This window comes from Sphingomonas sp. SUN039 (genome assembly GCF_024758725.1).
In the GTDB taxonomy this organism is placed as follows: Bacteria; Pseudomonadota; Alphaproteobacteria; order Sphingomonadales; family Sphingomonadaceae; genus Sphingomonas_O.
In genome coordinates, this window is record NZ_CP096972.1 from 213,415 (window position 1) to 225,000 (window position 11,586).

The 11,586-nt window shown below is 65.4% G+C and carries 12 protein-coding genes (1 of these 12 only partly in view); 5 read left to right on the forward strand and 7 right to left on the reverse strand.

Annotated features, from left to right (window positions below):
- Positions 1-123: 123 nt before the first annotated feature.
- Positions 124-1,413 carry an adenylosuccinate synthase gene (locus tag M0209_RS01095; protein ID WP_258886333.1) on the reverse strand — a complete coding sequence of 430 codons (1,290 nt, stop codon included), beginning with the start codon at positions 1,411-1,413 and terminating at the stop codon, positions 124-126.
- A 160-nt stretch (positions 1,414-1,573) separates the two neighbouring features.
- On the opposite strand from M0209_RS01095, the gene M0209_RS01100 reads away from it, so the two are divergent.
- The 3 genes from M0209_RS01100 to M0209_RS01110 all read left to right on the forward strand — a co-directional run bounded on the left by M0209_RS01100 (position 1,574) and on the right by M0209_RS01110 (position 3,254).
- Entirely contained in the window at positions 1,574-1,729 is a 156-nt protein-coding gene (locus M0209_RS01100) for a hypothetical protein (protein WP_258886334.1), read from the forward strand.
- A 109-nt stretch (positions 1,730-1,838) separates the two neighbouring features.
- A complete protein-coding gene (locus M0209_RS01105; RefSeq protein ID WP_258886335.1) occupies positions 1,839-2,162 on the forward strand; it encodes a hypothetical protein in 324 nt (107 codons plus the stop codon).
- A 294-nt stretch (positions 2,163-2,456) separates the two neighbouring features.
- A complete protein-coding gene (locus M0209_RS01110; RefSeq protein ID WP_258889531.1) occupies positions 2,457-3,254 on the forward strand; it encodes an alpha/beta hydrolase in 798 nt (265 codons plus the stop codon).
- 161 nt (positions 3,255-3,415) lie between these two features.
- Here M0209_RS01110 and M0209_RS01115 read toward each other — a convergent pair whose 3' ends face one another.
- The 3 genes from M0209_RS01115 to M0209_RS01125 all read right to left on the reverse strand — a co-directional run bounded on the left by M0209_RS01115 (position 3,416) and on the right by M0209_RS01125 (position 7,149).
- On the reverse strand, positions 3,416-4,342 hold the full coding sequence (locus tag M0209_RS01115) for an ATP phosphoribosyltransferase regulatory subunit (protein WP_258886336.1): 927 nt from the start codon (positions 4,340-4,342) through the stop codon (positions 3,416-3,418).
- Positions 4,342-5,919 carry a phosphoglycerate dehydrogenase gene (gene serA, locus M0209_RS01120; protein ID WP_258886337.1) on the reverse strand — a complete coding sequence of 526 codons (1,578 nt, stop codon included), beginning with the start codon at positions 5,917-5,919 and terminating at the stop codon, positions 4,342-4,344. The genes M0209_RS01115 and serA overlap by 1 nt, the downstream gene beginning before the upstream one ends.
- A 102-nt stretch (positions 5,920-6,021) precedes the next feature.
- Complete coding sequence (locus M0209_RS01125) at positions 6,022-7,149, reverse strand: phosphoserine transaminase (RefSeq protein WP_258886338.1); 1,128 nt, start codon at positions 7,147-7,149, stop codon at positions 6,022-6,024.
- 211 nt (positions 7,150-7,360) lie between these two features.
- On the opposite strand from M0209_RS01125, the gene M0209_RS01130 reads away from it, so the two are divergent.
- Entirely contained in the window at positions 7,361-8,002 is a 642-nt protein-coding gene (locus M0209_RS01130) for an extensin family protein (protein WP_258886339.1), read from the forward strand.
- 10 nt (positions 8,003-8,012) lie between these two features.
- Complete coding sequence (locus M0209_RS01135) at positions 8,013-8,849, forward strand: LOG family protein (protein WP_258886340.1); 837 nt, start codon at positions 8,013-8,015, stop codon at positions 8,847-8,849.
- 9 nt (positions 8,850-8,858) lie between these two features.
- Here the strand turns inward: M0209_RS01135 and M0209_RS01140 are convergent, their stop codons facing one another.
- The 3 genes from M0209_RS01140 to M0209_RS01150 all read right to left on the reverse strand — a co-directional run.
- On the reverse strand, positions 8,859-9,119 hold the full coding sequence (locus tag M0209_RS01140) for a TM2 domain-containing protein (protein ID WP_258886341.1): 261 nt from the start codon (positions 9,117-9,119) through the stop codon (positions 8,859-8,861).
- Between the two features lie 204 nt (positions 9,120-9,323).
- A complete protein-coding gene (locus M0209_RS01145; RefSeq protein ID WP_258886342.1) occupies positions 9,324-10,805 on the reverse strand; it encodes a lipopolysaccharide biosynthesis protein in 1,482 nt (493 codons plus the stop codon).
- Positions 10,802-11,586 carry the 3' portion of a glycosyltransferase gene (locus tag M0209_RS01150; RefSeq protein WP_258886343.1) on the reverse strand. 202 nt of this gene lie beyond the right edge of the window, so 785 of the gene's 987 nt are visible here — the last part of the coding sequence; its start codon lies off the right edge, out of view — the gene reads right to left on this strand; the stop codon is at positions 10,802-10,804. Before M0209_RS01150 ends, M0209_RS01145 begins: the two co-directional genes overlap by 4 nt.

Consider the following 11,586-nt stretch of genomic DNA (forward strand, 5'->3'; position numbering starts at 1 on the left):
GCCAGCGAGGTGCTCCTTCGAGCGTCAGCGAGAAGACATCGCTTCCGGCGAGAGACCTCGCTCGCGCTCGGCCGGGCTTCTCGCTAACGCTCGAAGAGGAGATTTTCCTGACGTCTCCCCACCTCAATCCGCGAAGGGGTCGCGGACCAGGATCGTGTCCTCGCGCTCGGGCGAAGTGCTGACCAGCGCCACCGGGCACTGGATCAGTTCTTCGATACGGCGGACATATTTGATCGCCTGTGCGGGCAGTTGCGCCCATGACCGCGCGCCCGCCGTCGACTGCGACCAGCCCTCGATTTCCTCGTACACCGGCTCGACGCCCGCCTGATCGGCGGCATGCGGCGGCAGATAATCGAGTATGCGGTCGCCGAGCCGGTACCCGGTGCAGATTTTCAGGGTCTCGAACCCGTCGAGCACGTCGAGCTTGGTCAGGGCTATGCCGGTGATGCCGCTGACCGCCGCCGACTGCCGCACGAGAACTGCGTCGAACCAGCCACACCGCCGCTTGCGTCCGGTGACCGTCCCGAACTCATGCCCGCGTTCCCCCAGCCGTTGCCCGGTTTCGTCCTCCAGCTCGGTCGGAAACGGGCCGCTGCCGACCCGCGTCGTATAAGCTTTAACGATGCCGAGAACGAACCCGGCCGCACTTGGTCCAAGGCCCGATCCGCCAGAAGCGGTTCCCGCAATCGTGTTCGAACTGGTCACGAACGGATAGGTGCCGTGGTCGACGTCGAGCAGCACGCCCTGCGCCCCTTCGAACAGCATCCGTTTCCCCGCCGATTTCGCCTGTTTGAGCGTCAGCCAGACGGGCTTTGCATAAGGCAGGATGAAATCGGCAATCTCGCGCAGGTCGGCAACGACGCGGTCGCGGTCGATCGGCGGCTGACCGAACCCGGCACGCAACGCATCATGGTGCGCGCAGATGCGGTCGAGCTGCGGCTCCAGATCGTCGAGATGCGCCAGATCGCAGACCCGGATCGCGCGCCGCCCGACCTTGTCCTCATAGGCCGGGCCGATGCCGCGCCGTGTCGTGCCGATCTTGCCCGCGCCGCTCGCATCCTCACGCAGTCCGTCGAGGTCGCGGTGAAACGGCAGGATCAGGGGACAGGTCTCGGCCAGATGCAGATTGTCGGGGGTTATGGTCACGCCCTGCCCTGCAAGCTTGGCAATCTCATCGCGAAAATGCCACGGATCGAGCACCACGCCATTGCCGATCACCGACAGCGTCCCGCGCACGATCCCCGAGGGAAGCAGGCTGAGCTTGTACACCTGATTGCCGACGACGAGCGTATGGCCCGCGTTATGCCCGCCCTGAAAGCGGACGACGACATCGGCGCGGCTGGCGAGCCAGTCGACAATCTTGCCCTTGCCCTCGTCGCCCCATTGCGCGCCGATTACGGTGACGTTGGCCACTAGGTCTCCACTTTTGCTGTCGTCAGGGTGTTCGCGGGTGTCCGTATTGCCGACGACGCGCGGCGTCCACTTTTTTGGAAGTAGATTAGAGCTTCCACACCTCGTCATTCCCGCGAAGGCGGGAATGACGATATAGAGCGTTGCGAGGAGACCCCACGTCATGACCGACTCGCTCGACGACCGGATGATCGACACGCCCGACGGCCCGATGACCTGGGCAGCATGGAAGAAAAAGAATCCGGTGCAGGTGCCGTCGCGCCGGACCAAGGGCAAGGAACTGCCCAACAAGGTGAAGCGGTTTACGGGCGAGAAGTGAGCCTAGACCTGTCATGCGATCCTGCGGTCGAAGCCCTAAGCGTTCATTTTCAGGTCAGGTCGCTGTGCTTTAACGCCTGCTCCGTTTCTCCAGACTGAGGATTACGCGCATGCGTTTGCCGCTAGCCCTGATCGGCCTGACCGCCACCACTGCCGCCATCGCCCAGACGCCGCCGCCGCGCCCGATGTTGTCCGATGCCTGCCGCGCCGAGGTCGAGAAACTGTGCCCCGTCGCTGCCGATGGCGACCGCCGCGCGCGGATGCAGTGCGTCATGACGAGCCAGGACAAGCTCAGCGAGGGGTGCAAGAAGGAACTGGCCGACTTGCGCGCAGCGCGCGAGAGAATGCGTGGCGACATGCGCGCCGAGCGCGAGAAATGGCGCGCCGGAAGTACCGGCGATGACGCGCCCCCGCCGCCTCCGCCGCCTCAATAGGCGGGCGCGAAGGGCGGACGCGCTTGCTGCGTTGACGCGGCAGGATTGTTCGAGGACGTTACGCCCATGCACCGATTGCCCGTCGTTCTGCTCACCGGCGCCTTTGCCGCCACCCTTGCCGCCGGCGCGGCCGATGCCCAGCGCGCGGGCGTCTCGCGCGAGTGCCGCCGCGAAGTCATCAAGCTGTGCGGCTTTTCGGGCGGGCGCGAAGGGATCCGCACCTGCCTGACGCAGAAATATCAGGCGCTGTCGGACGGGTGCCGGGGCGAAATCCTGTCGGCGGTCGCCAAGCGGATGGGCGACACCGCGCCCCTGCCCAAGGGCGCGCAGACTCTGTCCTATGCCAGCGACCCGGCGCAGGTGCTCGATTTCTGGCCCTCGGCGACGGGCGGCAAGTCCCCGTTGATCGTCTTCGTCCACGGCGGCGGCTGGAAACGCGGGAGCAAGGACAATGCGACCGGCCAGTTCAAGCCCGCGCATTTCCCCGCCGAGGGCTATGCCTTCGCGTCGATCAACTACCGCCTCGTGCCCGCAGCCACGGTCGAGCAGCAGGCGGCGGACGTCGCATCCGCCGTCAAGGCGCTGCTGGCGCGGACCGATGTCGATCCCCGGCGTGTCGTCCTGATGGGCCATAGCGCGGGCGCGCATCTCGTCGCGCTGGTCGGCACCGACGAGCGTTATCTGAAAGGCGCGGGGCTGTCGTTTGCCGATGTGGCGGGCGTGATCCCTATCGACGGCGCGGCCTATGACGTGCCCGCGCAAATGACCGACGGCCCGCAGATGATGCAGGGCACCTATGGGCAGGCGTTCGGCACCGACCCCGCGCGGCAAAAGGCACTGTCGCCGACGTTTCAAGCCGCCGCACCCAATGCGCCCGAATTCCTGCTGCTCCATGTCCAGCGGCCCGATGGGGTGCGGCAGGCGAATACGCTGAGCGCGGCGCTGAAATCGGGCGGCAGCCGGGTCGAGACCGGCAGCTTTCTGGGCGAGGGGTTGCAGGGCCATGCCGAAATCAACCGCCGTCTGGGCGACCCGAGCTATCCGGCGACCGCGACGGTCGATGCGTGGTTGAAGCGGGTTTTCGGGCGCTGAGCCGGTACGGCGAGAAGTTGGGTTTCGCACTTCTTCGAGCGCTAGCGAGAAGCCCGGCCGAGCGGGAGCGAGGTCTGTTGCCGTAAGCAAGTGCTTCTCGCTAACGCTCGAAGGAGCACCTCGCTGGCGCTCGGCGAAGAGCGCACTTGCGTTGCAGAAACCTACCCAAATCCGTCCGGATAGACCGAGAACCCCGTCGCCGCCTCGTCATGCCCGTCGCCATGCGCGATGGTGTAGCATCCGCCACGCCCGACCGCGTTCGTGCCGCTGGACAGGAACAGCGAGAAGCCGAACCAGCTGTGGTATTCGAAGCCGTGGCGCTCGGTCGGGTCGAGGGTGACGCGGACACCGCTTCCAGCCAGTTCCGCCGCAATTGCCTCGATCCCGGCGATGCGCGAGGTCATCAGGCCTGCGTGATCGAACTTGCGGAGTGCATCGAGCGCGGGCGCTACAGGGCCGGTCGCTGCAATCAGCGGGAGCCAGCTTGCGTAACCCGCCTCCGCCAGACCGCCTGCATCCTTCATGTCGAGCAGCGCATCAAGGTCGGCAATCTCGCCGGGCGAAAGGAGCAGTCCCGCCAGTGTCTGCACCAGATCGGGCATTGTCAGATCGACCGTGATGCCCTCGACCCCCGCCGCCTTCAATGCGGCCACCGCAATGCCGGTAATCTCGCATGCCGCCGCCACCGAATCGTCGCCGATCAGTTCGGCCCCGACCTGCATCGCCTCGCGCTGCGGATTGAGCTGCGTCGCGCCGAGTTTGAGCACCGGCCCCGCATAGGCCAGCCGCAACGGTCGCGGCACCTCGGCCAGTTGCGTCGAGACGATCCGGGCGATCTGCGGCGTAATATCGGGCCGGATCGCCAGCGTGCGCTGCGACAGCGGATCGACGAAGCGCGCCAGGTCGGTGCGCGACGATTTCAGCCGCGCGGCCAGCCCGTCTTCATACTCGGCAAGCGGCGGCGACACGCGGTTGTACCCGCGCCCCTCGATGCTATCGAGCAACGCGCGTACGGTGCGCGCCTGCGTCGCCGCCTCACCGGGGAGGCGGTCGCGCAGGCCTTGCGGCAGGAGTCCGCCTGCGCCCATCAGAATTTAAGCGCCTTCACCGTCTTCACCCCCGGCAGTTTGCACAGCTGCCATAGCACGGGTTCGGGGATCGGCGCATCGACCGACAGAAGGACGACCGCCTCGCCGCCCGCATCGCGCCGCCCGAGGTGGAAGGTGCCGATGTTGATCGCCGCCTCACCCAAGGTGGAACCCAGCCGGCCAATGAAGCCAGGCGCGTCCTCGTTGACGATATACAGCATGTCGCCCGCCAGATCGGCCTCGACCTTGATGCCGAAGATTTCGGTCAGGCGCGGGCTTTCATTCCCGAACAGCGTGCCCGCCACCGACTTTTCACCCGCTTCGGTCTGGACCGAAACGCGGATCAGCGTGTGGTAGGTGCCTTCGCGGTCATGCCGTACTTCGCGCACGTCCAGCCCGCGTTCCTTAGCGAGGAATGGCGCGTTGACCATGTTCACCGTGTCCGAATAGCGCCGCATGAGGCCCGCCAGCACCGCGCCCGTAATCGGCTTGATGTTGAGCTGCGCCGCCGCTCCCTCGACCTCGATCGAAATCTTGGTCAGATTGTCGTGCGCGAGCTGGCCGACAAGGCTACCCAGCCGTTCGGCGAGCGCCATATAGGGTTTCAGCTTCGGCGCTTCCTCGGCGGACAGGCTCGGCATGTTGAGCGCATTGGTAACGCCGCCCGTCATCAGGAAATCGGCCATCTGCTCGGCGACCTGGATCGCGACATTGACCTGTGCTTCGCTGGTCGATGCGCCGAGATGCGGGGTCGAGATGAAGTTCGGCGTGCCGAACAGTGGCGAGGCCGTCGCGGGTTCCTCGACGAACACGTCGAGTGCCGCGCCGCCGACTTGCCCCGAATCCATTGCCGCCTTGAGCGCCGCTTCGTCGATCAGGCCGCCGCGCGCGCAATTGATGATGCGGACGCCCTTCTTGGTCTTGGCGAGCGCCTCCGCCGACAGGATGTTGCGCGTCTCGTTGGTCAGCGGTGTGTGCAGCGTGATGAAATCGGCACGCGCCAGCAGCTCGTCGAGCGTGACCTTCTCGATGCCGAGCACGACCGCGCGCTCGGGGGTGAGGAACGGATCGTACGCTACGACCTTCATCTTGAGGCCCAGCGCCCGGTCGGCAACGATCGAGCCGATATTACCCGCGCCGATGAGGCCGAGCGTCTTCGACGTCAGCTCGACGCCCATGAAGCGGTTTTTTTCCCACTTGCCCGCCTGGGTCGATGCATCCGCCTCGGGCAGCTGCCGCGCGAGCGCGAACATCAGCGCAATCGCGTGTTCGGCGGTGGTGATCGAATTGCCGAACGGCGTGTTCATGACGACGATGCCCGCAGCGGAGGCCGCCGGGATATCGACGTTATCGACGCCGATCCCGGCGCGGCCGATGACCTTCAGGTTCTTGGCCGCCGCAATGACTTCCTTGGTCGCCTTGGTGGCGGACCGGATCGCCAGACCGTCGTACTGGTCGATGATCGCGATCAGCTCGTCTTTGGTTTTGCCGGTGATCTCGTCGACCTCGACGCCGCGCTCGCGGAAAATCTGTGCGGCTTTGGGATCCATTTTGTCGGAAATAAGGACTTTTGGCATGATGATATCTTTCGAATTGCTGTGCTCCTGCGAAAGCAGGAGCCCTGTCGACGGGAAATTGTGCTGCGGTTCCACGGCTCCTGCTTTCGCACGAGCACAGGCCTATTGCTTGACCTGCGCCCAGGCCCAATCGAGCCACGGCCCCAGCGCTTCGACATCGGCCGTATCGACCGTTGCCCCGCACCAAATCCGCAAGCCCGGCGGTGCATCGCGGTATCCGGCAATGTCGTAGGCGGCATGCTCGGCCTCGAGCAGGCCCGCGAACTTCTTGATGAGCGCCTCGTCAGCGCCCTCCACCAGCAGGCACACGCTCGTCTTCGACCGTGTCGCCGGGTCGGCGGCAAGATGCCGCAGCCACGAGCGCTCGCGCACAATGTTGTCCAGCGCCGCCGCATTGGCATCGCTGCGCGCCATCAGGCCGCTGAGCCCGCCGAGCGACTGCGCCCATTCGAGCGCAAAAATAACATCCTCGACCGCGAGCATCGAGGGCGTGTTGATCGTCTCACCCTTGAACACGCCTTCGGCCAGCGCGCCTTTCGACACGAGCCGGAACACCTTCGGCAACGGCCAGGCGGGGGTGTAACTCTCCAGTCGCTCGACCGCGCGCGGCCCGAGGATGATGACGCCGTGCGCGCCTTCGCCGCCCAGCACTTTCTGCCACGAGAAGGTCGTGACATCGAGCTTGTCCCACGGCAGGTCGTAGGCGAACACAGCACTGGTCGCGTCGCAGAACGACAGGCCCGCGCGGTTCGCGTCGATCCATTCGCCATCGGGCACGCGGACGCCGCTGGTCGTGCCGTTCCAAGTGAACAGCACATCGGTATCCCAATCGACCGCACCTAAATCGGGCAGCGACCCGTAATCGGCGCGCAGGATGACGGGATCGAGCTTCAGCTGCTTGACCGCATCGGTCACCCAGCCTTCGCCGAAGCTCTCCCACGCCAGCGTGGTCACACCCCGCGCACCGAGCATCGTCCACATCGCCATTTCGAACGCGCCGGTGTCGCTGCCGGGGACGATGCCGATGCGGTGCGTGTCGGGGACGCCGAGCACTTCGCGGGTCAGGTCGATTGCGCGCTGCAGCCGCGCCTTGCCGATTTTGGAGCGATGCGAGCGGCCGAGCGATTCGGTCGCCAGACGTGCAGCATCCCAGCCGGGCGGCTTGGCACAGGGTCCGGAGCTGAAATGGGGACGCGCAGGTGTGGCGTCGGGACGGGGTAACTCAGTCATGTATTCTCTCCTCACAGAGAGCAGCGCGGCGTTGGGACCGCGTGGCCCGGGGGCGCTCATAGAGACTGGTGAGGGGAGGTCAACCTCCTTCCCGTCACCCCCGCGAAAGCGGGGGTCCAGCTTCTTGTTTGCGACCGGTTGAAAGAAGAAGAAGCTGGATTCCCGCTTTCGCGGGAATGACGAAGACTGAAAGCGTAGCTAGACCATTGCCATGCGCCGCGCCGCTCTCTTGCTCCCGTTTGCCCTTGCCGCATGTATTTCCGGCCCGCGCCCGCCGTCGCGCCGTCCGGTGGTGCAGGCACCGGTGCGGGGGGGCGACCCCGTTGCGCTCCGCCAGTGCATCGCGCGGATGGACCGGATCGTGTCGCGCTACACCTTGCTGCCCGACCGGACGTTCGGCGGCGGCTGCGATGCGGTCGGGGCGATCCAGCTGACGGACATCGGCACGCCGGTCGCCAATCTGGGTGCGATGACGTGCGGCCTGGGCGAGGCGTTCACCAACTGGGTGCAGCAGGACATCCAGGGTCCGGCGCGCCAGTTTCTGAACGCGCGGGTCGTGCGGATCGAAAGCATGGGCACCTATTCGTGCCGCAACGTCAACGGCGCCGCGACCGGCAAATTGTCCGAGCACGCCCATGCCAATGCGGTCGATATCGGTGCGTTCGTGCTCGACGACGGGCGGCGGCTGTCGGTCAAGGACTGGTGGTTCGGCGACGGCGAGGCGGCGATGTTCCTGCGTGCCGTCCGTGCGAGCGGATGCCGCCGCTTCACCACCGTGCTCAGCCCGGACTACAACGCCCAGCACCACGACCATCTGCATTTCGATATGGGCGGACGGCCATTCTGCCGCTAGGGCGGTGCAAATGACAGAAACACGTATCCCGTCGCGGGTTTTTCCGCGCGCCGCCACCGAAGCCGAAACTGCCAAGCACGGCGTCTCCACACCGCAGACCGAACATCCGGCCTATAAGCTCGCCTTTCAGGACATGGATTTCCTGCTTAGCGAGGAATTGCGTCCGGTCAGGTTCCAGCTCGAACTGCTCAAGCCCGAGCTGCTGCTCGACGAGGCGAAGATCGGGTCGATGATGGTATTCTATGGTTCGGCGCGCATTCCCGAACCCGGCGTGAAATCGACCAATCCCGACCCGCAAGTCGCTGCGAGTCTGGAGGCCAAATCGCGTTACTATGACGAAGCGCGCAAACTTGCGGCGCTCGCCAGCACCACGCCCGTCGATGAAGCGGGCATGCGTCACTTCGTTGTCTGTTCAGGTGGCGGGCCGTCGATCATGGAGGCCGCCAACCGCGGCGCGCTGGACGTCGGGGCCGAATCGGTCGGGCTCAACATCGTCCTGCCGCACGAGCAGGCCCCGAACGAATATGTGACGCCGGGCCTGTCGTTCCAGTTCCACTATTTTGCGCTGAGGAAGATGCACTTCCTGTTGCGCGCGCGCGCCGTCGCGGTGTTTCCCGGCGGGTTCGGGACGTTCGACGAAACGTTCGAACTGCTGACCCTGATCCAGACCGGCAAGATCAAGCCGATGCCCGTGATCATGTTCGGCAAGGAATTCTGGCACCGGGTGGTGAATTTCGACGCGCTTGCCGCCGAGGGGGTGATTTCCGCCAAGGATATCGAGTTGATGACCTTCGTCGAAAGCGCGGAGGAAGCGTGGCAGGTCGTGCAGGATTTCTACGCGAAGTAGCGCGTCGTCCTATCCCCGGACCATGCCGGGGATCAGGATCGCGTCGACAAGCCACCAGATACCGAGCACGCCCCAGATCAGGAAGCCGAGGCCGAACCAGAAGGTCAGCCAGCCGAGGCCGTTGAGCAGCAGCATCCCGACGCCGCTGCCGACATGGCCGGTCAGGAACCGGTGGACGCCGAACATGCCGAGGAAAAACCACGCGACATAGACGAGGATGGTCGTACCGGTAGCGTCGGCATTGGCGCGGTTGCGGTCGATCATAGCCATGACATCTCCTTTGACTGTGTTAGTCATATAGGACGGCTTGGGGCGATGCCAAGAGGTGTGGCGGACGAAAGCGGTCGTACGTCGGCGGTGAGATCCGGGAGAGGCCGCCGACGCACCTGCCGCTAACGTTTCAAACGACCTATTCCGCTGCGTCAAAACGATATTTTTTGTTGTCTGCCCGATTATCCGCCGGAATCGTCGTATTCAGGCAACGCGGGCGCGCAGACGGGACATGGCTCCGCTGGCCATATCGAGAAATTCGAGCCGTGCGGGGTGGCGCACGACGAACAGCATCAGCGCCCAGCACAGACATCCTGCCAGCGCCATCGCGGCCAGCGCGGCAAAGCCGGTATCGGCGGGACGCAGCCCCAGCGCATAAGCGAGCAGGATCGGCGCGACCGTCGCCAGCGTGCAGGCCAAGCTCCGCACATAGACCAGAACGATGTCGCGCCAGCGGAACCCGATCAGCCGGTGCATGAAGCCCGCATAAACGCCATACCACGCAATGCCATAAGCGATCCGCGACGCAGCGGCCCATTCGATACTGACCAGCGCAGCGACGACCAGCAACACGATCGAGAAGCCGGTATCGATGAGGTTGCGATAGAGCAGCGACCGCATCCGGCCGAGCACGACCGGGATATCCATGTGCAGGGGCAGGGCGGTGAAGGCTATCTCGCTGATCGCGACGAGCATCAGGATCGGCGCGACACCCGCCCAGACCGGGCCGTAGAGAATCGAGACGACCGGAACCGACGCGGCCGCAAGGAATGCCATCGCGGGCCAGGTCGTCACACTATATGCCGACACGACGCGAATATAGGCAGGGGCGAAGGGTTCGCCCCGGTCGCGCATCCGGGCAAATGCGGGGAAGAACACGCCGCCGATGGCTCCCGAGACGAGCAGGCGCAGCTGGCCCGACAGGCTGACCGCGCGTCCGTACAGCCCGACGGCAGCGAACCCGAGCAGCCGTCCGACGATGAGTTCGGGCGAGCGCATGCCGAGCGCACCGCTGAGGGCGAGGCCCGAGGATTGAGATCCGAATTTCAGGATCGGCCCCGTGTCCGCCAGAGAAAGCGGCAAACGCGGGTGCGCGCCGCTGGCCCATTGGCCGATGACAGCGCGGGCAAGGTTTTGCGCGACCGCACCGATCGCGAGCGACATCGCGGACCAGCCATTGGCGGCAAGGCCGATGGTCACCGCCATCATCGCCAGCGCCGCGCCGGCATTGACGAAGAACAGCCCCCGGAAATCGAGACGGCGCTGGAGCAGGGCCGAAGGGACGACATAAAAGGGCACAAGCAGATACGAGCCCGCGATCACCGCGAGGATCGGAAACAGCCGCATGTCGTCGTAGAAGCGCGCTGTCGGCCAGGCGAGGGCGAGAATCAGCCCGCCGATGCCCAGCGCAAAGACGATCGACACCGAAAAGCACCGGCGCAGCTTGTCGTCGTCGAGGTCGGGTTCGCCCGCGACATAGCGGCTGATCCCGAAATCCTGAAAGATCGCGACCATCATCGCGGCGGCGAGTGCGGTGCCGAACAGGCCGACTTCGCCCGGCGTCAGGAAAAAGCGCGAGATGACCACCGAGGTGACGAATTGCGCGAAGAACGCCACATATTGCCCCGCCATGCCCCAGACGGCAGCGGTGCGGACCGAGGGGCCGGTCGCGGCGGCGTCGCTCATCGTTTGAGGAGCGCTGCGGCGAGACGGAACGCGCGGGCCGGCTCGTTCAGCGTCAGCAGTCGCACCACGGTCCGCCACAGGCCGTCGGTCGCGCCGCCCTCCCGGATATGGGCGAGCATCAGGTCGAAGCCCTCGCCGCGCAATGCGGTAGGGGTATAAACGCTGCCCAGCGCGACCTTTTCACGAACGGCACGGAAGACCCCGGCGCGACCGAACACCCGGTCGAGCTGGTCCATCGGCGGCAGCGTGTCGAGCGATTCGGTCGGGTCGGGCCGTCCCGCCATGCGCTCGACATGCGCTTCCCAGGCGATGGCCGCGCCGATCTTTTGCACATAGGCGTGGCGATTGCTGACCTGTGTCTCGCTCTGGCGATAGAGCAGCAGGCGGTCGGGCAGGTTCGCCATGCGGACATGCTCCGACAGGCGCAGCCACAGGTCGTAATCCTCGCAATGCTTATAGGCCTGATGATAGCCGCCGACCGCACGCACGGCGTCGCGCCGCATTACGACCGACGGATGACACAGCGGCGGGCCGTTCTTCAGGTCCTCGAGAACATCCTCGGGCGTCGTGACATTGTCGAACTTGTGCGTGCTCGGCCGTCCGTCCTCGTCGATGCAGGTGCACCCCGTGCCCAGCACACCGATATCGGGGTTGGCATCCAGAAAGGCGATCTGGCGTTCGAATCGTTCGGGCAGGGCGATGTCGTCGCCGTCCATCCGCGCGATCAATGGTGCGCGCGCCTCGCCGATCATGCGGTTGAGGCTGACGATCAGGCCGGCAT

Bases quoted from the DNA above. Each gene is read 5' to 3' on its own strand.
- M0209_RS01100 (WP_258886334.1), top strand. From the start codon at position 1,574: ATGACCGACTCGCTCGACGACCGGATGATCGACACGCCCGACGGCCCG.
- M0209_RS01105 (WP_258886335.1), top strand. From the start codon at position 1,839: ATGCGTTTGCCGCTAGCCCTGATCGGCCTGACCGCCACCACTGCCGCC.
- M0209_RS01110 (WP_258889531.1), top strand. From the start codon at position 2,457: ATGGGCGACACCGCGCCCCTGCCCAAGGGCGCGCAGACTCTGTCCTAT.
- M0209_RS01115 (WP_258886336.1), bottom strand. From the start codon at position 4,342: ATGGGCGCAGGCGGACTCCTGCCGCAAGGCCTGCGCGACCGCCTCCCC.
- serA (WP_258886337.1), bottom strand. From the start codon at position 5,919: ATGCCAAAAGTCCTTATTTCCGACAAAATGGATCCCAAAGCCGCACAG.
- M0209_RS01125 (WP_258886338.1), bottom strand. From the start codon at position 7,149: ATGACTGAGTTACCCCGTCCCGACGCCACACCTGCGCGTCCCCATTTC.
- M0209_RS01130 (WP_258886339.1), top strand. From the start codon at position 7,361: ATGCGCCGCGCCGCTCTCTTGCTCCCGTTTGCCCTTGCCGCATGTATT.
- M0209_RS01135 (WP_258886340.1), top strand. From the start codon at position 8,013: ATGACAGAAACACGTATCCCGTCGCGGGTTTTTCCGCGCGCCGCCACC.
- M0209_RS01140 (WP_258886341.1), bottom strand. From the start codon at position 9,119: ATGGCTATGATCGACCGCAACCGCGCCAATGCCGACGCTACCGGTACG.
- M0209_RS01145 (WP_258886342.1), bottom strand. From the start codon at position 10,805: ATGAGCGACGCCGCCGCGACCGGCCCCTCGGTCCGCACCGCTGCCGTC.